Origin of the sequence: Nocardia stercoris (assembly GCF_003696265.1) — a bacterium.
In the GTDB taxonomy this organism is placed as follows: domain Bacteria; phylum Actinomycetota; class Actinomycetes; order Mycobacteriales; family Mycobacteriaceae; genus Nocardia; species Nocardia stercoris.
Window position 1 is genome coordinate 459628 of sequence record NZ_RFFH01000001.1, and the last position, 22914, is coordinate 482541.

22 protein-coding genes are annotated in these 22914 nt (G+C 70.5%); 11 read left to right on the forward strand and 11 right to left on the reverse strand.

Annotated elements, in window-relative coordinates; translation table 11 throughout:
• The first annotated feature begins 11 nt into the window (after window positions 1–11).
• Both EBN03_RS01875 and EBN03_RS01880 read left to right on the forward strand, forming a co-directional pair.
• Window positions 12–281 (forward strand): SelT/SelW/SelH family protein, encoded by a 270-nt coding sequence (locus tag EBN03_RS01875; RefSeq protein ID WP_122186070.1) that lies wholly within the window; start codon window positions 12–14, stop codon window positions 279–281.
• Window positions 282–388: 107 nt separating this feature from the next.
• The gene (locus EBN03_RS01880) at window positions 389–1996 is read left to right on the forward strand and encodes a carboxylesterase/lipase family protein (protein WP_122186071.1); all 1608 of its coding nucleotides are present in this window, start codon (window positions 389–391) and stop codon (window positions 1994–1996) included.
• A gap of 64 nt (window positions 1997–2060) precedes the next feature.
• On the opposite strand, the gene EBN03_RS01885 is transcribed toward EBN03_RS01880, so the two are convergent.
• Together EBN03_RS01885 and EBN03_RS01890 are read right to left on the reverse strand one after the other, a co-directional pair.
• The gene (locus EBN03_RS01885) at window positions 2061–2777 is read right to left on the reverse strand and encodes a TIGR03089 family protein (RefSeq protein WP_122186072.1); all 717 of its coding nucleotides are present in this window, start codon (window positions 2775–2777) and stop codon (window positions 2061–2063) included.
• Window positions 2765–4228 (reverse strand): LCP family protein, encoded by a 1464-nt coding sequence (locus EBN03_RS01890; RefSeq protein WP_407671081.1) that lies wholly within the window; start codon window positions 4226–4228, stop codon window positions 2765–2767. The genes EBN03_RS01885 and EBN03_RS01890 overlap by 13 nt, the downstream gene beginning before the upstream one ends.
• A 423-nt stretch (window positions 4229–4651) precedes the next feature.
• Between EBN03_RS01890 and rfbD the strand changes: the two genes are divergently transcribed.
• The 5 genes from rfbD to EBN03_RS01915 all read left to right on the forward strand — a co-directional run bounded on the left by rfbD (window position 4652) and on the right by EBN03_RS01915 (window position 10150).
• On the forward strand, window positions 4652–5548 hold the full coding sequence (gene rfbD / locus EBN03_RS01895) for a dTDP-4-dehydrorhamnose reductase (RefSeq protein ID WP_407671082.1): 897 nt from the start codon (window positions 4652–4654) through the stop codon (window positions 5546–5548).
• Between the two features lie 11 nt (window positions 5549–5559).
• Window positions 5560–6450 carry a glycosyltransferase family 2 protein gene (locus EBN03_RS01900; protein WP_233608046.1) on the forward strand — a complete coding sequence of 297 codons (891 nt, stop codon included), beginning with the start codon at window positions 5560–5562 and terminating at the stop codon, window positions 6448–6450.
• Between the two features lie 26 nt (window positions 6451–6476).
• The gene (manB, locus tag EBN03_RS01905) at window positions 6477–7562 is read left to right on the forward strand and encodes a mannose-1-phosphate guanylyltransferase (protein ID WP_122186074.1); all 1086 of its coding nucleotides are present in this window, start codon (window positions 6477–6479) and stop codon (window positions 7560–7562) included.
• A gap of 134 nt (window positions 7563–7696) precedes the next feature.
• The gene (locus EBN03_RS01910) at window positions 7697–8515 is read left to right on the forward strand and encodes a hypothetical protein (RefSeq protein ID WP_147471432.1); all 819 of its coding nucleotides are present in this window, start codon (window positions 7697–7699) and stop codon (window positions 8513–8515) included.
• A gap of 183 nt (window positions 8516–8698) precedes the next feature.
• Window positions 8699–10150, forward strand: coding sequence for a phytoene desaturase family protein (locus EBN03_RS01915; RefSeq protein WP_122186076.1), 1452 nt, complete (start codon window positions 8699–8701; stop codon window positions 10148–10150).
• Window positions 10151–10433: 283 nt separating this feature from the next.
• Here the strand turns inward: EBN03_RS01915 and EBN03_RS01925 are convergent, their stop codons facing one another.
• The 8 genes from EBN03_RS01925 to EBN03_RS01960 form a co-directional block, all read right to left on the reverse strand.
• Window positions 10434–11771, reverse strand: coding sequence for an RNA polymerase sigma factor (locus EBN03_RS01925; RefSeq protein ID WP_122186077.1), 1338 nt, complete (start codon window positions 11769–11771; stop codon window positions 10434–10436).
• Window positions 11772–11778: 7 nt separating this feature from the next.
• Complete coding sequence (locus EBN03_RS01930) at window positions 11779–12141, reverse strand: YciI family protein (RefSeq protein WP_233608047.1); 363 nt, start codon at window positions 12139–12141, stop codon at window positions 11779–11781.
• Window positions 12138–12719: a dihydrofolate reductase family protein gene (locus tag EBN03_RS01935; protein WP_199742562.1), complete on the reverse strand. Its 582-nt coding sequence runs from the start codon at window positions 12717–12719 to the stop codon at window positions 12138–12140. The genes EBN03_RS01930 and EBN03_RS01935 overlap by 4 nt, the downstream gene beginning before the upstream one ends.
• A gap of 99 nt (window positions 12720–12818) precedes the next feature.
• The gene (locus EBN03_RS01940; protein WP_122186078.1) at window positions 12819–13748 is read right to left on the reverse strand and encodes a cation diffusion facilitator family transporter; all 930 of its coding nucleotides are present in this window, start codon (window positions 13746–13748) and stop codon (window positions 12819–12821) included.
• A 74-nt stretch (window positions 13749–13822) separates the two neighbouring features.
• A complete protein-coding gene (manA, locus tag EBN03_RS01945; protein ID WP_122186079.1) occupies window positions 13823–15049 on the reverse strand; it encodes a mannose-6-phosphate isomerase, class I in 1227 nt (408 codons plus the stop codon).
• Window positions 15049–16257 carry a tobH protein gene (locus EBN03_RS01950; RefSeq protein WP_122186080.1) on the reverse strand — a complete coding sequence of 403 codons (1209 nt, stop codon included), beginning with the start codon at window positions 16255–16257 and terminating at the stop codon, window positions 15049–15051. Before EBN03_RS01950 ends, manA begins: the two co-directional genes overlap by 1 nt.
• 91 nt (window positions 16258–16348) lie before the next feature.
• Entirely contained in the window at window positions 16349–17719 is a 1371-nt protein-coding gene (locus EBN03_RS01955; protein WP_199742608.1) for a phosphomannomutase/phosphoglucomutase, read from the reverse strand.
• Window positions 17720–17831: 112 nt separating this feature from the next.
• Window positions 17832–18218 (reverse strand): DUF3499 domain-containing protein, encoded by a 387-nt coding sequence (locus tag EBN03_RS01960; protein WP_122186732.1) that lies wholly within the window; start codon window positions 18216–18218, stop codon window positions 17832–17834.
• A 128-nt stretch (window positions 18219–18346) separates the two neighbouring features.
• Between EBN03_RS01960 and EBN03_RS01965 the strand changes: the two genes are divergently transcribed.
• Window positions 18347–18823 (forward strand): metallopeptidase family protein, encoded by a 477-nt coding sequence (locus EBN03_RS01965; RefSeq protein WP_199742564.1) that lies wholly within the window; start codon window positions 18347–18349, stop codon window positions 18821–18823.
• A gap of 115 nt (window positions 18824–18938) precedes the next feature.
• Here EBN03_RS01965 and EBN03_RS01970 read toward each other — a convergent pair whose 3' ends face one another.
• Window positions 18939–19190, reverse strand: coding sequence for a WhiB family transcriptional regulator (locus EBN03_RS01970; protein WP_122186734.1), 252 nt, complete (start codon window positions 19188–19190; stop codon window positions 18939–18941).
• A 698-nt stretch (window positions 19191–19888) separates the two neighbouring features.
• Here EBN03_RS01970 and cofD point away from each other — a divergent pair.
• From cofD to EBN03_RS01985, 3 genes are all read left to right on the forward strand, one after another.
• Window positions 19889–20887, forward strand: a complete 999-nt coding sequence (gene cofD / locus EBN03_RS01975) for a 2-phospho-L-lactate transferase (RefSeq protein ID WP_407671083.1) — start codon at window positions 19889–19891, stop codon at window positions 20885–20887.
• On the forward strand, window positions 20884–22233 hold the full coding sequence (locus EBN03_RS01980) for a coenzyme F420-0:L-glutamate ligase (RefSeq protein WP_122186082.1): 1350 nt from the start codon (window positions 20884–20886) through the stop codon (window positions 22231–22233). The genes cofD and EBN03_RS01980 overlap by 4 nt, the downstream gene beginning before the upstream one ends.
• 79 nt (window positions 22234–22312) lie before the next feature.
• Window positions 22313–22831, forward strand: coding sequence for an NUDIX hydrolase (locus tag EBN03_RS01985; RefSeq protein WP_122186083.1), 519 nt, complete (start codon window positions 22313–22315; stop codon window positions 22829–22831).
• Window positions 22832–22914 lie beyond the last annotated feature (83 nt).

Genomic DNA, 22914 nt, shown 5'->3' on the forward strand with positions numbered 1-22914 from the left:
AGGGTGCGGGCATGGCTCGTGTCGCGATCGAATACTGCACCCAGTGCCGGTGGCTGTTGCGTGCCGCCTGGATGGCTCAAGAATTGCTGAACACCTTCGGCACCGACCTGACCGAGGTGGCGTTGCTCCCGGGTACCGGCGGCGTCTTCCGGATCAGCGTCGACGACGAGCAGATCTGGGAGCGCAAGGCCGACGGCGGCTTCCCGGAGATCACAATTCTGAAACAGCGGGTACGCGACCGGGTCGCACCCGGCCGTGACCTCGGGCATATCGACCGCTGACCTCGGGTTTCGCGCGCGAAATCGCGTCCGTGGCGTGACCTCGATCCGGTCGCCGGCGATCATCGAACACGTACTCTCGATTCCAAGGAATTGCGAGGAGGTGCACGATGACCGCTCAGTTCTTCGAGGTGGAATCGGGTGTCCCGACCAGCCCGCCGATCGCCGAGCCGGCGGGCAGTAGCGGCCGACCCGGCCCGATCGCGCAGACCGTCACCGGGACGGTGCGCGGCCTACGCCAGGGCACGGTCGACGTGTGGCGGAGCATTCCTTACGCCGAGGCCGCGGCCGGTCCGCTCCGGTTCGCCCGCCCGGTGCCCAAGGCGCCGTGGGACGGCATCCGCGAGTGCACCACCTTCGGCGATATCTCCCCGCAGAATCTGGGCGACACCGTCCCCATCGATCCGGCCCTGAAAATGGGCGAGGACTGCCTGTGGGTGAACGTGTGGTCACCGGCCGAGCACACCACCGAACCCCGGCCGGTCATGGTGTGGTTGCACGGCGGCGCCTACTGCCTCGGGACCGCCGCTCAGGCCATCTACGACGGACGCAAACTGGCCGAGACCGGTGGCGTGGTGGTCGTCGGCGTCAATTACCGTCTCGGCGCGCTCGGTTTCCTCGATCTGTCGTCGCTGGATCCGGCGTTCGTCCCCAATCTCGGTCTGCACGACCAGATCGCGGCCCTCGAGTGGGTCCGCGACAATATCGAGGGCTTCGGTGGCGACCCCGGCAATGTGACCGTGTTCGGGGAATCCTCCGGCGCGGGCTGTGTGACCGCGCTGCTGACCTCGCCGCGTGCGGCCGGGCTGTTCCACCGGGCCATCGCGCAGAGCCCGCCGGCCACCACTGTCTCCGGCCAGGATCGCGCGGCCGGCGTCGCGCGCCGGTTCCTGGAACTGGTCGAGCTGCCCTGGAACCGGGTCGGCGAGCTGCTGGAATGCCCGATCGAGCGGATCGTGGACGCGGCGACCGTGCTGCTCGACGAGGTGCCGCTGCAGAACCCCGGCCGGCTGGCCGCGATGCCGGTCGTCGACGGCGATCTGCTGCCCGCGTTCCCGGTGGACCGGTTCCAGCAGGGGCGTTCGCACCGGGTGCCGCTGCTGATCGGGACCAATCGTGACGAGGCGTCACTGTTCCGGCTGTTCCGGTCGCCGATCCTGCCGGTCACGCCGGAGGCGGTGAACGCCATGCTGGCCGCGGTGGCGGCCGACCACCCGGGTCTGTCACCGGAGCGGATCGCCGAGATCACCGCCGCCTACCCGGATCTGGCCACCACGCGCGGCGCGCTCGCCATGTCCACCGATGCCGCATTCCGGATGCCGGCGCACTGGGTCGCCGACGCGCACTCCCGGCACTCGCGCACCTGGATGTACCGGTTCGACCACGCCACTCCGATGCTGCGCGCGGCTCGGGTCGGTGCCGGGCATGCGACCGAATTGCCTTACGTCTTCGGCAATTTCGATTCGTTCCCGCACGACCCGACCTTCTGGCTGGGCGGGCGGAAGGCCGCCACCGAGGTGTCGGGTCGAATCATGCGGCGGTGGTTGGCATTTGCCGCCCACGGGGTACCGGCCGCGCTGGACGGGTCGAAACACTGGCCGCCGTACCGGCAGTACACCCGCACGACGATGCTGCTGGACGCGGTGGACACCGTCGTCGACGATCCGGACCGGGATCTGCAGCACGCGTGGGGCGACCGGGTGGTCGGCTTCAGTTGAAGTTCCGCTCGAGCCCGGGGGTTCGCGAGTACGCCTGTGGCACAAGGCGGTCGGGTTTCGACCGCTAGGAGCGGGTCGTGGTGATCCGTTCGCTCGCGATGCGGCGGTCCCGGCCGGCGCGGTCCTCGTTGGCTACCTGGACCAACGAGGCCCCGGCGGCGTAGACCGCGAGCAGGCCGTCGATCAGCTCCTCGGCCGTGTCCCACGCGGCGGTGGACAGGACCCGATCTTCGGCGGTGAAGCCTTGGCGCGCAGCGGATTCGGTGGCGGCAGTCAGGATGTCGGACACCGGGCGGCCGGCCAAGGCGGGCCCGGTACCGGACGGGGCGAACTGGTCGCCGTGCACGCGGACCGAGGTGGCGTAATCGGTGATACCCACCGGCAGTCCGCGGACCGGCAGACCCATCGGGTCCAGCGACAGGGCGGCGATCTCGGGGATCTGATCCGCGTCGTCGATCCGGTCGGCCGTCACCAGCGCGAGTTCGGCGTCCGGGTCGGGGTCGAGCACCACATCCGTTCCGGCCCACCAGCATCCGAGCAGGACCGCCGCGGTCTGCCAGTGCGCGGGCAGCAGTACCGCGACCCGGGCGCCGGGCAGCAGGCCGAACTCGTCGCGAATCAGGTTGGCGGTCTTGGCCGCCCAGTTCGCCAGGGTAATCGCGGACAGCTCGATCCGGGCGCCGGTGGCATCGTCGTACCAGGTGATGCGGGGTCCGGCGCCGTCGCGCGCCAGGATCGGCTGCAGCAGGGCATCGGTCAGAGTCTGGTTCAGTTCACGCATTTCGGTCCGTTCTGGCCGGCGTCCAAGGGCGGCGGCGCCGGTGCCGGGACGGCCGACGGTTCACTCCCGGACGACGCGACCGGTGTGGCCGCGGGCAAGCCCGGACCAGAGTAGTCACCGGTGAGCACTACCCGCACCGCGCCCTGCCCCGCGCCGGGATCGGCGATCACCGGCAGTCCGCCGAGGGCCTTCGCGACGGCCTGGGCCTTCGGGTCGTCGCGGTTCGCGGCCAGCACCCGGCTGCCCGGTACGGGGCCGCCGATCCAGTTGTCCACGGTGCCGGTGCGATAACCGTGCCCGGCCAGGACCTCCGCCACCTGCCCGGCCAGTCCCGGCACGCCACCGGCGTTGTACACGTCGGCGCTGACCGACGCCGGATCCAGCCCGCCCGCGGTCCGGCCGGTGGTGGCCGAGACGTAGGCCCGAACCGCGTCCGGATCGACCCGCACCACGGACTGGCCCGCGTCGGTCATGTAGTTGATATCGGTGACCGGGATGGTCTCGAATTTGACCTGCCCACCGGAGAGATCGTGCAGTTCGCGCGCGAACGACAGCACGTTCCACCCGTCGTCGAGGACCACGGTACGGCCGAGCGCGTCACTGAGGTGTTGCAGCCGGGTGGGACTGGTGAGCAGTTGCGCGCTGATCATCTGGTGGACCAGCGCCGCCATGAACACCTGCTGGCGCACGATCCGGTCCAGGTCGCCGCGCGGCAGTTCGTGCCGCTGCCGCACGAAGCTCAAGGCCTGTGCGCCGTTGAGCCGTTGCGGTCCGGCCGGAAAGTCGGCGCCCGACATCGGCTCGTCCACCGCCGCGTTCAGGCACACCGGGATCCCGCCGACGGCGTCGGTGAGCAGCGCGAAGCCGAGCATGCCGATCTCGGCGTAGTGGTCCACGGTGACGCCGGTCAGCTGGCCGACCGTCTTGATCAGCGCCTGCCGTCCGGCCAGGGTGGAGCGGCGCTCGGCCTCGGCCTCCGAAATGCCCTGTTCCACCAGCTGTTTGCGCGCGGCCTCCTTGGTGGTGCCGTACGCCGAGTTGATCTTGCCCATGCCGACGCCGGGAATGTCGACATAGGTGTCGCGGGGGATGGACAGCGCGGTCGCCGACCGGCCGTCGCCCGGCACCCGCAGCAGGATGATCGTGTCGGTATTGGTGCTGACATCGTCCCCGGCGTGCAACCGGATGCGGTCGGCGTCGCTGAGCGGATTGCCGTGCGCGTCGGTACGACTGTCCACCCCGACCAGAAGGATGTCGGTCGAACCGTCGTCCGCGCCACCCAAACCCAGGTTCGAGATCCGGTCGATGCTGGAGACGATGGTGGCCACACTGTGCCAGCCCACGCCGGTGACCAGCAGCACCACCGCCGCCGTGCCCGCGGCGAGCAACCGGCCGCGCTGCCGCCGGTCGCCGTGGCGCACGCTGTCGAGCAGCGCGGCCGGGCGCAGCACCGACGGCAGATCCGCGGCGCGCACCACGCCCCGCACCTCGCGGGCCAGCCGGCGAACCCGCGCACCGAACCGGTCCACCAGGCGCGGGCGCCGTTCGGTGACCCGGGTGCGGGTCGCCCGGCCGGTCCGCGCCCGGGACGCCGAGCCGGTGGCACCGGCCGGGCGGCTGCCGGTCCGGCGTGGCCGGGTCGAGGTCCTGTCACTGCTCGGAACCGGCACGACACGTCCTTTCCACCGCGCCACGGCACCGCCGCGACCTCCGGAATGCACTCGTCGAGTGCGGGCACAAGCTGTTCACCGAGTGCGGGCTCGACGACGTGCAGGCCCGCGCGATCCTCCCCGTCCTCGAGGCTAATCACTGTCGGCCCCGGTGCCGGGCAACCTCGGCCGGTGTGCCGTGCCAGACTTGCCGCCGTGAATGCTGTGCAGTACCCGCGTCTGGTCGTAACCGGTGCGGCCGGTCAGCTCGGCCGCGCCCTGATCGCGGCGGCGCCGGCGGCCGGCGCCGGTGAGGTGCTGGCGCTGGGCCGCGCCGACCTCGACATCACCGATCCCGCCGCGGCCGCCGCGCTGCTGCGCCGCGGAGACGTGGTGATCAACTGCGCCGCGTACACCGCCGTGGACCGCGCCGAGACCGAGGCGGCCGCAGCGTTCGCCGTCAACGGGACCGGACCGGCGGTCCTCGCCACCGCCTGCGCCGAGATCGGCGCCGACCTGATCCACGTCTCCACCGACTACGTCTTCGACGGGACCGGGACCGCTCCTTACGAACCGTCCGATCCGACCGGGCCGACCAGCGTCTACGGCCGGTCCAAACTGGCGGGGGAGCAGGCCGTGCTCGCCCTCGCCCCCGCGGCCGTCGTGGTCCGCACCGCCTGGGTGTACACCGGCGACCAGCGGGATTTCGTCGCCACCATGCGCCGGCTGGAAGGCGAGCGCGACACCGTGACCGTGGTCGACGACCAGATCGGATCACCCACGTACGCACCGGATCTGGCGGCCGGACTGCTGGAACTGGCCGCCCGCCTGCCCGGTCGCGCACACCCGATCCCGCCGATCCTGCACGCCACCAACGGCGGCAGTGCCAGCTGGTACGAGCTGGCGCGGGCCGTATTCACCGAACTCGGGGCCGATCCCGGCCGGGTCCGGCCCTGCACCAGCGACGAATACCCGAGTCCCGTTCGGCGCCCGGCATATTCGGTGCTGTCCCCGCGGGCCTGGTCCGCCGCCGGCCTCACCCCGCTGCGGGACTGGCGCGCGGCCGTGCACGCGGCGGTCCTGGCTGCCCGTCCCGGCGCACGCGCCGGCCACGACGGTTAGGCTGCCTCTCCGTGAACGATTCAGTCGCACGCCCCACACTGGCCGTGGTCACGGTCACATACTCGCCCGGTGAGCACCTCGAGCACTTCATCAGCACGCTCGCCCTCGCCACCGGAGAGAAGCCCCAGGTCATCCTGGCCGACAACGGCTCCACCGACGGCACCCCGGAACTGGCCGCCGAATCCAACGAGCACGTGCGACTGCTGCGCACCGGCGGCAACATCGGCTACGGCGGCGCCATCAACCGCGCCGTCGCCGAGATCGACCCGGAAATCGAATTCCTGGTCCTGGCCAACCCGGACGTGCGCTGGGAAGCCGACGCCATCGACATCATGCTGGCGGCCGCCCGCCGCTGGCCGCGCGCCGGCGCGATCGGCCCGCTGATCCACGAGCCCGACGGCAGCATCTACCCGTCCGCGCGCCGGGTACCCAACCTGCTCGACGGCGCCGGGCACGCGGTGCTGGGCACGCTGTGGCCGGCCAACCCGTGGACCCGGCGGTACCGCCAGGAGGACGAGCAGATCACCGAGCGCACGGTCGGCTGGCTGTCCGGCTCGTGCCTGCTGGTCCGGCGGACCGCGTTCGACGCCATCGACGGCTTCGACTCGCGGTATTTCATGTACATGGAGGACGTCGACTTCGGCGACCGCATGGGCAAGGCCGGCTGGCACAATGTGTTCGTGCCCTCGGCGGCGGTCACCCATGCCAAGGGGCACGCTGCCGGCCGCCACCCCGAGACCATGCTGCCGGCCCACCACGCGTCGGCCTATCGGTTCCAGGCCGACCGTCATCCGCACTGGTGGCAGGCACCGCTGCGGCTGGCGCTGCGCGTCGGACTTGCGATTCGCTGCAAGCTTGCGGTTCGATCGGCGCTGCGAGAGCGCGCGAATCTCGCAGCGTGACACGATCCGGACAGGGGATTAGTGATATGTCGGACAACCGGAGCTCCACGACGGATGCGGTGATCCTGGTCGGGGGACAGGGGACCCGGCTACGGCCGCTGACGCTGTCGGCGCCCAAGCCGATGCTGCCGGTGGCCGGGCTGCCGTTCCTGCAGCACCTGCTGGCCCGGATCGCCGCCGCCGGTATCACCCACGTCGTGCTGGGCACCTCGTTCAAGGCCGAGGTGTTCGAGGAGCACTTCGGTGACGGATCCGAGCTGGGTCTCGAACTCGAGTACGTCACCGAGACCGAGCCGCTGGGCACCGGCGGCGGTATCCGCAACGTGCTGCCCAAGCTGCGCGCCGACACCGTGCTGGTGTTCAACGGTGACGTGCTCGGCGGCGCCGATCTGGGCGCCGTGCTCGACACCCACCACGACACCAAGGCCGACGTCACCCTGCACCTGGTCCGGGTCAGCGACCCGCGGGCGTTCGGTTGCGTGCCGACCGACGAGAACGGCCGGGTCACAGCGTTTCTGGAGAAGACCCAGGACCCGCCGACCGACCAGATCAACGCCGGCTGCTACGTGTTCCGCCGCGAGTACATCGAGAAGATCCCGGCCGGGCGCCCGGTCTCGGTCGAGCGCGAGGTGTTCCCGGCACTGCTCGCCGAGAACGCCCACATCCAGGGCCACGTCGACAACTCGTACTGGCGGGACATGGGCACCCCGGAGGACTTCGTGCGCGGGTCCGCCGACCTGGTCCGCGGCATCGCGCCGTCCCCGGCCCTGCCGGGTCAGCGCGGTGAATCGCTGGTCCACGCCGGTGCCGGGGTCGCGCCGGGCGCGGTGTTGATCGGCGGCACGGTCGTGGGCCGCGGTGTGGAGGTCGGCGCCGGCGCCCGCCTCGACGGCGCGATCCTGTTCGACGGCGCCCGGGTCGAGGCCGGTGCCACCGTGGAGCGGTCGATCGTCGGTTTCGGCGCCCGGATCGGTCCGCGCGCGCTCGTCCGTGACGGTGTGATCGGTGACGGCGCGAGCGTCGGAGCACGCTGCGAGCTGCTGCGTGGTGCGCGGGTGTGGCCGGGTGTGGACATTCCGGACGGCGGGATCCGCTTCTCCACGGACGTGTAGTTCTTCCGAACCGCCGCCGCGGGACATCCACGGGTGTGCCGCGGCGGCGTCTTTCGCCGGGTGCACACCTCGTGCGCGCACCGACCGGGTGGCCCGGTTATGCTGCGCGCGGTTGTACAGGGGAGGGGACACACGTGTCTGACGAACAATATCCCGGTCGTCCGGCGGCCGATGTCGTCGTCGCGGCGTCGCGGCGGCCCGTGCCCGCGACCGTGCGGCGGGCGTTCTACGCCATGCTGGCCGGTGCGGTGATGTCGGCGGTGGGCGTGGTGGTCACGGTGATCCAGATGCCGCAGACCATCGACCGGGCAGTGAAAAACGCCGGCCTTCAGACCGGGACGAAACCCTTGGACCATCGAGCGGTCCACGACATCGCCTATGTGTCGGCCGCTGCCGCGGTGGTGATGGGCGTACTCCAGGTCGGGCTGTGGATCTGGATGGCGTTCGCCAACAGGGCCGGAAAGAACTGGGCGCGGGTGACGTCGACCGTGTTCTTCGGGATCAGCACCCTGTCCACCCTCGTCGGTCTGATGTCGCTGGCCGTGACGTCGCTGGCGCCGAGCAGTTCGGTGACCGGCCTGTCGGCCTCGGTCAGCGCGCTCATGTGGGTGGCCGGCCTCGGCGCCGTCATCCAGCTGTGGCACAAGGATTCCCGGCCCTACTTCGCCCCCCGGCCCCCGGTCTACGGGCCGTACGGCTACCCACCGGCCGGGCCGTACGGATACCCACCGGCCCCGCCTTACGGACCGACGATTCCGGGTCCGTATGGTGCACCGGCGGCGCCCGGACCGGCTCCGCAGCAGTACGGCGCTCCCGTGCCGGGGCAGTACGTTGCACCCGCTCCGGAGCCCGGTGGCGGCGATGCGGTGCCGGAGGGTGCGCCGACTGTGAATGCTGAAGTACCGGTAAAGAATTCGTGGTCCACAGGGGAACCGGTCCCGCCGCAGCAGTAGCCTCGATATTCGATATTCGGCGGGCAGATTTTGCCTGATCGGGGCGATGATCGTGCGCTCCGGCCGTTGTTCCGGGGATCCGATCGGCCGCTGACCGCAGCGAGCTCGCTGCGTCGCAGGCGGGACGGCGTCCGTTGGCGACGGACCCGGCCTCGGGGTCCGGGCCGGAACTACAGTGGACTCATGTCGGACGCGGTAGTCGTTGGGGCGGGGCCGAATGGGCTGACCGCGGCGGTGATCCTGGCTCGGGCCGGGCTGTCGGTCGAGGTGTTCGAGGCCCGCGACACCGTCGGGGGCGGTTGCCGGACCGCGGAGTACACGCTGCCGGGGTTCCGGCACGACGTGTGCGCGGGTGCGCATCCGATGGCGGTGGCGTCACCGGTGTTCCAGGCGTTCGATCTGACCGCGCACGGGGTGGAGTTGCTGACGCCGGAGGCCTCGTACGCGCATCCGCTCGACGGTGGGCGGGCCGCGGTCGCATGGCGGGATCTGGCGCGCACGGTCGACGGGCTCGGCCGGGACGGGGACGCGTGGCGGCGGCTGTTCGGACCGCTGGTCCGGGACTGGCCGGGGGTGGTCGGCACCGCGATGTCGGATCTGCGCCGGATACCGGGTACCCCGCTGACCGCGGCCCGTTTCGGGCGGCGGTTGCTGGAACAGGCCGGGCCGCTGTGGAATCTGCGGTTCCGCGGGGATGCCGGGCCAGCGCTGTTCACCGGTGTCTCCGCGCACGCGATCATGCCGCCGCGCAACGTGGCGCCCGCCGGTGCGGCACTGCTCCTCGGTACCCTCGCGCACGCCGAGGGCTGGCCGGTGCCGCGCGGTGGCAGCCAAGCGATCGTCGACGCGCTGGCCGCCGATCTCGCCGCTCACGGCGGCCGGATCGTCACCGGACACACCGTCGAGTCGCTGGCCGAATTCGGTGCGGTGCCGACGATCGTGCTGGATACCGCGCCGACCGCACTGCTGGGCCTGGCCGGTGACCGCCTGCCCGCCCGCTACGCCGAGCGGCTGCGCAAGTTCCGCTACGGCGCCGCCGCCTGCAAGGTCGATTTCGCGCTGTCGGGCCCGGTTCCGTGGCAGGCGCCCGGCTGCGACCGCGCCGGGACCCTGCACCTCGGCGGCACGCGCGCGGAACTGACCGCGATCGAAAAAACCGTCGCCGCAGGCGAACACGCCGCCCGCCCCTACGTGCTCGCCATCCAGCCCGGCGTGGTCGACCCGACCCGGGCCCCCGCCGGCGCGCACACCCTGTACACGTATGCCCATGTGCCGCACGGTTCCACCCGTGACGTCAGCGCGGAGGTCACCGCCCAGATCGAACGCTTCGCCCCCGGTTTCCGTGACCTCGTCCTGGCCACCCACGTCCGCACGGCCGCCGAGCAACCGGCCTACGACGCCAACTACGTCGGCGGCGACATCGCCGCCGGCGCGATGACCCTGCGCCAGACCCTCTTCCGCCCCACCCCCGCCTGGAATCCCTTCGCCACACCACTTCCGGGCGTCTACTTCTGCTCGTCCGCCACACCGCCCGGACCCGGCGTCCACGGCATGAACGGCCTGTACGCCGCACGGCATGCCTTGCGCCAGTTGGGTATCCGCACCGACCCCCTCGAACTACTCAGCGGCCCTTAAGTTCTAGAGTCCCCCGGCGGCGATCACACGCTTCGACAGTCCACCCCCGGCGGCGATCACACGCTTCGACAGTCCACCCCCGGCGGCGATCACACGCTTCGACAGTCCACCCCCGGCGGCGACCACACGCCTCGACAGTCCACCCCCGGCGGCGATCACACGCTTCGACAGTCCACCCCCGGCGGCGATCGCACGCCTCGACAGTTCACACCCAGCGGCGACCGCGCGCCTCGACCCGGAGGACGGTGGTCGACACGCGGTTTCGACGGACCCGGACTTCCGCTCAGCCGACGTCGTCGGCGCAGTCCGCGGCGCGATCGGACAACAGCTGGCGCTCAGCCGCATTCGCGGTCAGTTCCGCGGCGCGTAGGAACTCCGTCCGCGCTTCCTCCCGGCGTCCCAGCCGCACCAGGAGATCGCCGCGCACCGCGTACCGCAGGTGGTAGCCGTCGAGCTGGCCGCCGGCCACGATCGCGTCCACGAGCTCCAGGCCGGCGGCGGGCCCGTGCACCATGGCGACCGCGACCGCGCGGTTGAGTTCCACGATCGGTGACGGGAACCGTTGCGCCAGAATCGCGTACAGGCCGGCGATGCGCCGCCAGTCGGTGTCGGCGGCGCTCGTGGCCATGGAGTGGGTCGCCGCGATGGCCGCTTGCAGGGCGTAGCGGCCGGGCGGTACGCCGCGGCGGAGGGCGGCGTTGTGGGCCAGGCCCAGGGCGGCGTACCCGCGGCGGACGAACAGTCGGTCCCAGCGGGTGCGGTCCTGATCCGGCAGCAGGACAAGGCGATTCGACTCGTCGCTGCGGGCCCGCACCCGCGACGACTGGAGTTCCAGCAGGGCGGTCAGCCCGTGCGCCTCGGGTTCGGCGGGCAGCAGCCCGCTCAGGATCCGGGCGAGCCGGACCGCGTCGTCGCACAGCTCGACCCGCACCCAGTCGTCGCCCGAGGTGGCCGCGTATCCCTCGTTGAAGATCAGGTACAGCACCTCGAGCACTGCGGTCAATCGTGCTGCCAGCTCGGAACTTTCGGGCACCTCGTACGGAATCCGCTGCTCCCGGATCTGTCGTTTGGCCCGCACGATCCGCTGCGCCACCGAGGCGGCGGGCACCACGTAGGCGCGGCCGATCTCCTCGACGCTCAGGCCCCCGACCATGCGCAGGGTCAGCGTCACCTGAGCCTGCTGGGACAGCGCCGGATGACAGGTGGTGAACATCATTCGCAGCAGATCGTCGGGAATCCCCAGTTCCGCACTGGCACCCGGTGTCTCGTACACCGTCTGCTCCTCGGTCAGCAGATCGTGCCCGAGCAGCGGGAGCTTGCGCGCGAAGGTCGCGTCGCGCCGGATCCGGTCGATCCCACGGCGTTTCGCGGTGACCATCAGCCACGCGCCCGGTTTCGCGGGAATCCCCTCGCGCGGCCACTGTTCCAGGGCCGCGACGAGGGCATCCTGCGCGAGTTCCTCGGCGGTGTCGATGTCGCCGGTGACCCGGGTCAATCCGGCCACCAGCTGGGGCCATTCGATCCGCCACGCGGCCTCGACCGCGCCGCGAGCGCGTGCGGCGGATTTGTACCCGCCCGGCCGGGCCGAATCGTCCTCACCGGGTGGCTGCGCGCAGCTCATCGGCCGATCAGGGCTGATCCAGCTGCCGGATCTCCAGATCCAGTGTCCACTCCGGACCGTGCAGCCGTGCGAAGCGCGAAGCCCATTCCACGGCCTCCTCCTTCGTCCGGGTCTGCAGCAGACAGTAGCCCCCGATCACCTCTTTGGATTCGGTGAACGGCCCGTCCACGACGGTCTGCTTGCCGTTCGCGAGCCGGAGGGTGGTGGCCTCCTCGATCGGCTTCAGGCCGGCGGTGTCGAGCAGGACTCCGGCCTTGGTCATCTCCTCGATCAGGTTGCCCATGTCCTGCTCGAGGGCCGGGTCCGGGCCGGATACGGGCGCGGTAGTGGGGTCGAGGCGAATCAGCATGAGATAGCGCATGGTGCTCATCCTTCCTGGGCGATCCGGTAGCGGGTGTAGACCGCGCCGGAAGCGAAGGCCTTGGACTCCAACAGGTCCAACGTCAGCTCGCTCTTGTCGGGGAACAGCGAGGTTCCCGAGCCGATCACCACCGGGTGCACGATCAGCCGGAATTCGTCGATCAGCCCGAGCTCGATCAGCGAGTGCACCAGGGTCGGGCTGGCGTACACGCTCATGGTGCCGCCGGGTTGCGCCTTCAGCCGCCCGAACTCCGCGGCCAGGTCGCCGCCGATCACCCGGGTGTTGTTCCAGTCGGCGGTGGTGAGCGTGTTCGAGCAGACGATCTTGTCCACCGCGTTCACCCAGTCGGCGTGGGCCCGCTCGTGCTCGTTGCTCTCGGCGTTCGGCCGCCCACCCCAGAATTCGTACATGCCCAGGTACGTTTCCCGGCCGTAGACGGCGGTGTCCACGTCGGCACGGATGTGCTCGTCACCGTAGGCGGCGAGCTCCTCGCTGTAGGCCCGCCAGGTCCACTCGAACCCGAGATTGCGCCGCGACGACACATAGCCGTCGAGGGTCACGTGTTCCAGAGCCACCAGTTTTCGCATGTCCCGTCCTTCGGGTCGCGGGACCGCTGTTCGGCCCCTTCACCCAACCGTCGAACGGGCGAGGCTCGAACTAGACATGGCGGCGAAAAAATATTTCGCTCAGGACTGTCCGGCCATACTCGCGCGGTAGAGGTCCGGTTCCAGGTACATCAGGCGCACGACCGGTACCGCCGCCCGGACGCGGGCCTCGGCCTCGTCGATGGCCGCGGCGATCGCCGCGATGTCCAGGCCGGGCGCGACGGCCACCTTGGCGGCGACCATCAGTTCCTCGGGGCCCAGGTATTCGGTGCGCAGGTGGATGACCCGGTCGATGCGGTGCCCGTCGACCAGTGCGCCGCGAATCTTCTCGTACTCGGCGGGGGTGGCGCCCTCGCCGATCAGCAGGCTCTTCATCTCCACCACCAGGATGACGGCGATGATCCCGAGCAGCAGGCCGATGCCGAGGGTTCCGATGCCGTCGAATACCGGGTTGTCGGTGAGCATGGTCAGGCCGACACCGGCCAGCGCGATCAGCAGACCGATCAGCGCACCGGTGTCCTCGAGCAGGACCACCGGCAGTTCCGGGCTGCGGGTGTGGCGGATGAACTGCCACCAGGTCCGGTTGCCGCGCAGCTGCTGGGATTCCCGGATGGCGGTACGGAAGCTGAACCCTTCCAGGACGGCGGCGATGCCCAGGATCACGATCGCGACGAGCGGTGATTCCAGCTCCGCCGGATGCTGGATCTTGTGCACACCCTCGTACACGCCGTACATCGCACCGAGGGTGAACAGCACCAGCGCGACCACGAACGAATAGAAGTACCGGTTGCGCCCGTACCCGAACTGGTGCAGCTCGTCGGCGTCTTTCGCGGCCCGGCTCTGGCCGAGCAGCAGCAGCGCCTCGTTGCCGGTGTCCGCGCAGGAGTGCACCGCTTCGGCCAGCAGTGACGCCGACCCGGTGATCGCCGCACCGACGAACTTCGCCACCGCGATCCCTGCATTGGCGGCCAGCGCCGCGAGGATCGCTTTCTTCCCGCCTTCAGCGGACATCCACACTCCCGATCACATCAAGCCCCACCGGCCCCGACGCACTGCTCACCGCAGTGCCCAACTCGTCCACGCGCTCAGCACGATCCGACGGACGCCGCGAACACCTGGGCGGGCCCGTCCGTCGCGGTGGCGACGACCACTTCGGCGTCGGCGGCCGAGATCCAGGCCGCGTGTCCGGCTCGGACCCGCAGCTGCTCGCCGTCCTGCCGCAGGGTCACGGTACCCGCGGTGCACAACAGGATCGCCGGTCCGGTGTGCGGAATCGGCACCGGCGCGGCACCTTCGGCGAGCTCGTAGCGGCTCAGCGCGAATTCGTGTGCGGGCGTGGGGTATCGGTACACCGTCTCGCCGGTCGCGTCGGCGGTCACCACCGGCACGTCGAGCGGCTCGAAGTCGAGGACCCGCAGCAGTTCCGGCACGTCCACGTGCTTGGGGGTCAGGCCGCCGCGTAAGACGTTGTCGGAGTTGGCCATGATCTCGACCCCGACCCCGCGCAGGTACGCGTGCAGGTTCCCGGCGGCCAGGAACAGCCCCTGACCGGGTTCCAGGGTGAGCCGGTTGAGCAGCAGCGCGGCGAGCACGCCGGCGTCGCCGGGGTAGGTCTCGGCCAGTTCGAGCGCGGTCCGTGCCTCGCCCGCGAATTCCGTTGTGGTGCCCTTGCCGGCGGCCAGGTAGCGCACGCAGCCGTCCAGTACAGCGGGCAGCAGGGCGGCCAGCGCGGCCTGCGGCAGGGTGATCCAGGTGGTGAACAGAGTCCGCAGCCCGGCCGAATCCGGTTGTGCGGCCAGCAGATCGGCGTACGGAGTGAGCTGGGGGACGTCGAGTGCGCGCAGCAGTTCGACGGTCCGCAGCGGCGACCGGAATCCGGCCAGCGCCTCGAACCGGTCCAGCGCCACCACGAGTTCCGGTTTGTGGCTGTCGTCGCGGTAGTTCCGCATCGGTGAGTCGATCGGCACCTGGGCCTTGTTCTCCCAGGCGAATCCGGCGGCCGCCTGTTCGGCACTGGGGTGTGCCTGCAGCGACAGCGGTTCCTCGGCGGCGAGGATCTTGAGCAGGAACGGCAGCCGGTCACCGAAAGCCGGTGCCACCGAACCGAGTTCCCGCTCCGGATCGTCGGCCACCACGTCCAGCAGGGATCGCGAACCGTCGGCGAGGACGACCCGGGCCGGGTCGGCCGGGTGCGCGCCGAACCACAGCTCGGCCTCCGGGTGCGCCGACGGTACTTCGCGGCCGCACAGCTGGGCGAGCGCGGTGCGTGAGCCCCAGGCGTAGGACCGCAACGCACCTACGAGTTCGTGCACTAGAAATGTCCCCCATCGTAGTGCGCGGAGTGCTCGGCCGCCGCGGGTGGACCGCCCAGCAGCCGGACGTACGCGGCGGTCATCTCCAGCCGGAGCGCCAGGACGGCGAGCAGCTCGATCTCGTTGCCGCGCGCGGGAACTCCGCCGCCGGTACCGTAACCGTCCGGCGGTTGCGGCGCGGGGGCGCCGCCCGGTTCGGCGGCCGCCAGATCGGCGTCGACCGCCACGAGGTCGGCGTCGACCAGACCGCCGACCCCGAATACGGCGAGCCGCCGCCGCGCGGCCGACTGGTCGGGGTCGGTGCTGAGCACGAAGACACGGGCCCGCTGCACCGGCGCCGGACCGTCGAGTTCCTCGTCGTGGAACAGCGGGTCGAAGCCGGGCGCGCCCGCGCCGGCGGCGTCGTTGAGGCGGGTGTGGGCGGCGACCGCGTCGCCGAGCGTGGTGGCGGCGGCGATCTCACCGGCGGCGGACAGCAGGACCTCGGCGCCGTGCCGGGCCACCTGGTCGGCGGCCGGCGAGTCACCGGCCAGGATCAGCCGGTGGGCCTGCATGCGCGCGGCCATGCTCTTGGCCGGGTTGTGGAAGACCTGGTTGGCCGGGCCGTCGCGCAGTGCTTCGGCGTCGAGGACCTCGGCGAGCCGGTCGAGATCGGGGATCAGTGCGCCGCCGCGCCCCGGGTCGACGGCGGCCAGCACCGCCAGCCCGGTGGCCAGGTAGCGCAGCATCCGGTTGTGGTCGAGGACCGGCACGCGCGGCGCGAGCACCACGGCCCGGCCGGCCGCGGCGGCCCGCAGCGGACCCTCGTCGGGTGCGGCGACCACGACTTCCGCGCCGCGGCGCAGGGCCCGGTCGACGGCGTCGATCAGGCGCGGGTCGCCCGCGTCGTCGCCGGCCACGAGCACCACGTCCAGCGGTCCCACCCAGGGCGGGACGGTGGAGGTGGCCACGATCGGCAGCCCCGCGCGGTCGGCGAGGGTGGCGATCAGCAGACCTGCCGCGCGGGCCGCGGATCCGCTGCCGGAGACCAGCACCAGGCTGCGCGGGCGAAGATCGTGCAGGCGGACGAGCGCGTCCTCGGCGACCGCCGCGGCGGTGGCCCGGACCTGCGCGCCGCCGGAGGCGGCCGAACGCAGGATTCCGCCGGAATCGGCGGCCTCCACCGATGCGACGTCGTCGAGGTCCAGTAACGGTGTCCCTGCGATCATCGGGCGTAGCCACCTCCCCTCGAGCTGGTCACCGGGCTGGGTGAACCTGTTCGTATGAGCGAATTCCCGCTCTGTGATTCCACTATTCCAGTCAGTTGCGGACGATGCCCAGGATCTCGGTCACGAGTGCGTCTACTTCCTGCGGGGCCCGTGCCTCGACATTGAGCCGCAGCAGCGGCTCGGTGTTGGAAGCGCGCAGGTTGAACCAGGCGTCGTCGGCCAGCCGCACGGTCAGCCCGTCCAGCCGGTCCACCTCGACCGCGCGAGATTCGAAGGCCGCGAGCACCGCAGCCGCGCGCTCCTGCGCGTCGGCGACCGTCGAGTTGATCTCCCCGGACGCCGCGAAGGTGTTGTAGGTGCTGGCGAGTTCCGACATGGGCCGGTCCTTCTCGCCGAGCGCGGCCAGCACGTGCAGCGCCGCCAGCATGCCCGAGTCGGCACCCCAGAAGTCGCGGAAGTAGTAGTGCGCCGAGTGTTCGCCGCCGAAGATCGCTCCGGTGGCGGCCATCTGCTGCTTGATGAACGAGTGCCCGACCCGGGTGCGCACCGGCGTGCCGCCCAGTTCGGTGACGAGCTTCGGCACGGCCTGCGAGGTGATCAGATTGTGGATCACGGTGGCGCCCGGCTCTTTCGCGAGTTCGCGCTCGGCCACCAGCGCGGTGATCGCGGAGGGGGAGACCGGCTCGCCCCGCTCGTCGACCACGAAGCAGCGGTCGGCGTCGCCGTCGAACGCGAGCCCGATGTCGGCACCGCTCTCGCGGACGAACCGCTGCAGGTCGACCAGGTTCTTCGGGTCCAGCGGGTTGGCCTCGTGGTTGGGGAAGGAGCCGTCGAGTTCGAAGAACAGCGGCGCGATGGTGAGCGCCTCGACCGGGCCGAGCACGGCCGGGACGGTGTACCCGCCCATGCCGTTGCCCGCGTCGACGGCGATCTTCAAGGGCCGCACGGCACTGACGTCGACCAGGTCGCGCAGGAACTCGGCGTACGCCTCGAGCAGGTTCTCCGCGCTGGAGCTGCCGGGTGTGCCGTCGTAGGCGGGGACGCCGTCGACCAGTTCGGCGGCGATGGTGGCCAGGCCGGTGTCCTGCCCGACGGGCAGCGCGTGCGCGCGGCAGAGCTTGATTCCGTTGTAGCGGGCCGGATTGTGGCTGGCGGTGAACATCGCGCCCGGGCAGCCGAGCCGGCCGGACGCGAAGTACAGCTGGTCGGTCGAGGCCAGGCCGATGTTCACCACGTCCAGGCCCTGCGCGCGCACGCCTTCGGCGAAGGCCGCGGCCAGGGTGGGAGAGGAGTCGCGCATGTCGTACCCGACGACGATCCGGTCGGCCCCTTCGGCGCGCATCAGGCGGGCGAAGGATGCCCCGGTGTCCCGGACGAAGTCCGCGTCGATCTGTTCGCCGACGATGCCCCGCACGTCGTACGCCTTGACAACTGCTTGTACGGACTCGGCGGTTCGGGCCACTGTCATGGGCACCACACTAGTGTGAGAGTGGGTAGCGCGCCGAATGCGGTCCCGGCCCGGACCGGCGAATGTCGTCCGCTCACAGCGAACGCGGAGGTGCGTGGGCGACCGCTCAGCTGGGCGGGTCGGGGAGAACTCGCAGGTGGCCGCGGCGCCCGGTGCGGCCCGCGCGACCGGTGCGCTGGGGTGCGGGCTGTTCGGGGTAGCCGCGCTGGTCGGGTTCCGGTGCCCGGCGGCGCATCCCGGCCTCCCGCACCGCCTCGGCGAGCGCGGTCAGATCGTCGTCGTCGGGTGAACTGGTCGCGAAGCCGCCTTCGTGGCGGACCAGTTCCCAGCCTTTGGGCGCGGTGATCCGGTAGGCGTGGGTCTCGCAGAGGTCCCAGGAGTGCGGTTCGGCGACGGTGGCCAGCGGGCCGACAACGGCCGTCGAGTCCGAGTAGACATAGGTCAGCGTCGCTACAGCCGGATTCTTGCAGCCTGGTCGGCAGCAACGACGCATGGGGATCACGCCAAGCAGGGTAACCCTCAGGTGGTTTCGACGCAGGCAGACACGCGCGGAGCTTTGTCGCCTTTCCGACCGTGTGGGCGGGCGACACGAACGCCGCACTCGATGGTTAGGGTCTAGTTATGACTCGTTCCCGCAGGAGAAGGCCGCCGACGGCGCGGTCGGTGAGTCGGCGTGGACGCGGTGTGCGCGGCCCGGTGCTGCCGTCGACGGTCCCCGCGTGGCGTACGCGCGGACAGGAGTTCGACCGGCTGGTCATGGAGGCTTTCGCGCCGCTGGAGAGCCGCTGGTACGACCGCCTCACCAAGCTGGACATCTCGGTCGACGACGTGCCGAGAATGTTCCCGCTGCACCCGGATTCGGTGACCTGGCCGGACGAGGTGGTGGCCGACGGGCCGGTGCCGCTGTCGCGGCTGATCCCGGTCGGGGTCGACCGGTTCGGTGCCGCGACCCGTGCGCAGGTGGTGCTGTTCCGTAAGCCGCTGGAGCTGCGGGCCGGTAATCCCGACGACATGCTGGATCTGCTCCGCGAGATCCTGGTCCAGCAGATCGCCACCTATCTGGGTGTGGATCCGGACGTCATAGATCCCGAGGACTGAGTCGCAACTCCGCCGTTGTCCGGCTCGGGCGACGCTCGCCGGGCCGGCCGGTGGTGGGACGCGCGAGCGGATGCGCGACCACCAGCGGGGCTCCGGTCTGTAGCTGGTGCTGCCGTCAGATGATGCCGCGCTTGAGGCGCCGGCGTTCCCGCTCGGACAGGCCGCCCCAGATACCGAACCGCTCGTCGTTGGCGAGCGCGTACTCCAGGCACTCGTCGCGGACCTCGCAACCCATGCAGATCCGTTTGGCTTCCCGGGTCGAACCGCCCTTCTCGGGGAAGAACGCCTCCGGGTCGGTCTGTGCGCAGAGCGCGCGTTCCTGCCACTGCTCGGCCTCGAGCGCGCCCGCGCCGACCGTGCTGAACATACTGTCGAAATCGGTGACCACCAGGGTCAGCCGCGGGGCCTCGGGCTTGCGTTGGGCGCGTGGCCACTGCCCGCCCTGCGGTGTGGCCGGCCGGCTCACCGTGTCGGGATCGGCAGATCGTGTCTGCTCGTCGATCGTGCTCTCGGTGCAGGCGCGAGGTGCTGCGACTGCGGTGGAATCGGTGTGCGTCTCGTCGCCTGGAAAGACCGACGGGGCCAGTTGCTCGGCCATCGCTCCGCCTCCTCACTGTGTATTAGCGCAGAAGATTTATCCGTCGGAACCGATCTGCCCACCCGACGGCCCAACACCGCGACGTAGTCTCGCGGGAATCCCCTAGCTCACCACCCCGTCCGAACAGCTGTTCGAATTGCGGCCTGCGCCTTGATGTCTCGCGCCGGCCCGGAATGACATGTCTGTGATTAGACACGCCGGTCGCTGCGATGGTCAAGCCGCCGACACTATTCCGTTACTATCCGCTGCCCTGTTCGGTTCGGGTCGGTAACAGACAGTAGCAAATGAATAGCAAATACACATCGAATCGGGCTGTGCCGGTGGGGCGGCGCCGTTATCCGAGGTGAAGTGTGCGTGTCTGGGATGGGGCCGCGGGATTGCTCGGCGGCGATGCCGGGGTGCCGCAACAGCCGTGGGGTACCGGCGTCCCGGAACCGCGACATCGGACCGCTCTAGGCTGTTCTGCTGTGACTGGAGAACGAGACGGCGACGCACCCGGTGCGGGCCGCAAGATCGCGGTACTGGTTGGTGGCGTCGGTGGCGCGCGTTTCCTGATGGGCGTGCGCGAACTACTGCCCGCCGCCGAGATTTCCGCCGTGGTCAACGTCGGCGACGACGTGTGGATGCACGGTCTGAAGATCTGTCCGGACCTGGATACCTGCATGTACACACTCGGCGGCGGGATCGATCCCGAGCGCGGCTGGGGGCATCGCGACGAGACGTGGAATGCAAAGGAAGAGCTCGCGAAATACGGTGCGCAGCCGGATTGGTTCGGACTCGGCGACCGCGATATCGCGACCCATCTGATCCGCACCGAAATGCTGCGTGCCGGCTACCCGTTGTCGGCGGTCACCGCGGCCCTGTGCAACCGGTGGCAGCCCGGTGTGAATCTGCTCCCGGCAACCGATGATCGATGCGAAACACATGTCGTGATCAGCGACCCGGAGAACCCTGGCGAACGCCGCGCGATTCATTTTCAAGAGTGGTGGGTACGCTATCGCGCGGAGATCGAGACCCATGCATTCGTCACAATCGGTGCGGAACAGGCCAATCCAGGGCCTGGTGTGACGGAAATCATAGAGACGGCCGATGTGGTGTTGCTGGCTCCTTCCAATCCCGTCGTGAGCATCGGGGCGATCCTGGCGGTTCCAGGTATTCGGGGCGCATTGCGCACCGCGCGCGGCAAGGTCATCGGGCTGTCTCCGGTCATCGACGGTAAACCGTTGCGCGGCATGGCCGATGAGTGCCTGTCGGTTATCGGCGTGGAGACCTCGGCGGCCGCGATCGGTGCCCACTACGGCGCCCGTTCCGGTAACGGACTGCTCGACGGCTGGTTGATCCACGAGACCGACACCGCGGACATCCCGGGCGTCGAAGTCCGAAGTGTCCCACTGCTGATGACCGATCCGGCGGCCACGGCGGCAATGGTCCGTGCGGCTCTCGATCTGGCGGGGGTGAAAGCATGAGTGCCCCAGGCGATCACGCGCCCGGCGGGGAGATCCGCCTGCTCCCGGTGCCGGGTCTGCCGGAGTTCCGGCCCGGTGACGATCTGGCCGAACACATTGCGGCACAGGCGCCCTGGCTGGCCGACGGCGACATCCTGGTGGTCACCAGCAAGATCGTCGCGAAGGCGGAGGGGCGGGTGGTCGCGGCGCCGGCCGACCCGCAGGCGCGCGACGACCTGCGCCGGGAACTGGTGCGGGCCGAGGCGGTTCGGGTACTGGCGAGCAAGGGCCGCACCCTGATCACCGAGAACAAACTGGGCATCGTGCAGGCCGCCTCGGGGATCGACGGCTCGAATGTCGAACCGGGAGAACTGGTCCTGCTGCCGGTCGACCCCGACGCCAGCGCCCGCGCGCTGCGCGCCGGACTGGCCGAGCGGCTCGGGGTGACGGTGGCGGTGGTGATTACCGACACAATGGGCCGGGCATGGCGAATCGGGCAGACCGACACCGCAATCGGCGCCGCCGGCCTGACCGTGGTGCACGACTACGCCGGTGCCGTCGACGGTCAGGGCAACGAATTGCACGTCACCCAGGTCGCGGTCGCCGACGAGCTCGCGGCGGCGGCGGATCTGGCGAAGGGCAAGCTCGGTGGCGTTCCGGTGGCGGTGGTGCGCGGCCTCGAACCCGTCGACGACGGTTCGGGCGCAGCGGATCTGATCCGGCGCGGCGAGGAGGATCTGTTCTGGCTCGGCACCGCCGAGGCCATCGACCGCGGCCGGCGGGAGGCGCTGTTGCTGCGGCGCTCGGTGCGGCAATTCGCTGATCTCCCAGTCGATCCGGAGCTGATCCGGGCGGCGGTCGGTGACGCGCTCACCGCGCCGGCCCCGCACCACACCCGTCCGGTGCGGTTCGTCTGGGTGCGGGACCGGGAGCTGCGCGAGCGGCTGCTGGCCGCCATGGCGCAGGTCTGGCGGGACGATCTGACCGCCGACGGCCTGCCCGCCGACCGGGTGGAGCGGCGGATCGCGCGCGGCGGGATCCTTTCCGCCGCACCGGAAGTGATCATCCCGTTCTGTGTGCCCGACGGCGCGCACGACTATCCCGACGCCCGGCGCACCGCGGCCGAGTCGACGATGTTCACCGTGGCGGTCGGCGCGGCGGTACAGGCGCTGCTGGTCGGTCTGGCGGTGCGCGGAGTGGGTTCCTGCTGGATCGGTTCGACGATCTTCGCGCCGGAGGTCGCTCGTGCGGAACTCGCGTTGGAAGCCGATTGGAGTCCGCTGGGCGCGATCGCGATCGGGTACCCGCTCGAGGACCTTGCCCCGCGCGCGGCCCGCGATCCGGGTTCCGGGCTGGTGGAGCTGTGAGCCGGGTGCGGCGGCACGCCACGACCGCAGCTGAAGTGATTGCTTGCGAGGGGAACTCGCGGAACCGCGAGGTGTCGCGGTGAGCGCGGAATCGTTGCACGCCTCGGCGACGGAACTGCTCGAATCGTGGGTTCCGCCGACCGGTCCGGATCGCTCACTGCGCGAGGCGATGCTGGCCTTCCTGGGTTCGGCGCCGCGCGGCTGCCTGCGCGAGCACGCGCCCGGGCACATCACCGCCTCGGCGGTGGTCTTCTCGCCCGACGAGAAGGAGGTGCTGCTGACCCTGCATCCGAAGGTCGGGCGCTGGATCCAGCTGGGCGGGCACTGCGAGGAGTCCGACGAGACCGTGGTCGCCGCCGCGCTGCGGGAGGCGACCGAGGAGTCCGGGATCCCGGATCTGGTGGTGGTGCCCGGTCTCTACGGCGCCCAGGCGCATCCGATCACCTGTTCGCTGGGGCAGCCGACCCGGCACCTGGATCTGTTGTTCAAGATCCACGCGCCGGCCGGCGCGGTGCCGGTGCGCAGCGCCGAATCGACGGATCTGTGCTGGTGGCCGGTCGACGGGCTGCCCGTGGACGCGGAGGTGCTGCTGTACTGAGCCCGTCGGGCCACAACTTTACAAAAGTGGGGTCTTTGTCTAGACGTCTGACACGGTTGGGGTTATTGTCCAATCAGTGGGGT

Bases quoted from the DNA above. Each gene is read 5' to 3' on its own strand.
- EBN03_RS01935 (WP_199742562.1), bottom strand. From the start codon at position 12,719: ATGCGAAAACTGGTGGCTCTGGAACACGTGACCCTCGACGGCTATGTG.
- EBN03_RS01960 (WP_122186732.1), bottom strand. From the start codon at position 18,218: ATGCGTCGTTGCTGCCGACCAGGCTGCAAGAATCCGGCTGTAGCGACG.
- EBN03_RS01915 (WP_122186076.1), top strand. From the start codon at position 8,699: ATGTCGGACGCGGTAGTCGTTGGGGCGGGGCCGAATGGGCTGACCGCG.
- EBN03_RS01925 (WP_122186077.1), bottom strand. From the start codon at position 11,771: ATGAGCTGCGCGCAGCCACCCGGTGAGGACGATTCGGCCCGGCCGGGC.
- EBN03_RS01885 (WP_122186072.1), bottom strand. From the start codon at position 2,777: ATGCGTGAACTGAACCAGACTCTGACCGATGCCCTGCTGCAGCCGATC.
- EBN03_RS01930 (WP_233608047.1), bottom strand. From the start codon at position 12,141: ATGAGCACCATGCGCTATCTCATGCTGATTCGCCTCGACCCCACTACC.
- EBN03_RS01875 (WP_122186070.1), top strand. From the start codon at position 12: ATGGCTCGTGTCGCGATCGAATACTGCACCCAGTGCCGGTGGCTGTTG.
- EBN03_RS01940 (WP_122186078.1), bottom strand. From the start codon at position 13,748: ATGTCCGCTGAAGGCGGGAAGAAAGCGATCCTCGCGGCGCTGGCCGCC.
- EBN03_RS01965 (WP_199742564.1), top strand. From the start codon at position 18,347: ATGACTCGTTCCCGCAGGAGAAGGCCGCCGACGGCGCGGTCGGTGAGT.
- EBN03_RS01950 (WP_122186080.1), bottom strand. From the start codon at position 16,257: ATGATCGCAGGGACACCGTTACTGGACCTCGACGACGTCGCATCGGTG.
- EBN03_RS01980 (WP_122186082.1), top strand. From the start codon at position 20,884: ATGAGTGCCCCAGGCGATCACGCGCCCGGCGGGGAGATCCGCCTGCTC.
- manB (WP_122186074.1), top strand. From the start codon at position 6,477: ATGTCGGACAACCGGAGCTCCACGACGGATGCGGTGATCCTGGTCGGG.
- EBN03_RS01970 (WP_122186734.1), bottom strand. From the start codon at position 19,190: ATGTTCAGCACGGTCGGCGCGGGCGCGCTCGAGGCCGAGCAGTGGCAG.
- EBN03_RS01880 (WP_122186071.1), top strand. From the start codon at position 389: ATGACCGCTCAGTTCTTCGAGGTGGAATCGGGTGTCCCGACCAGCCCG.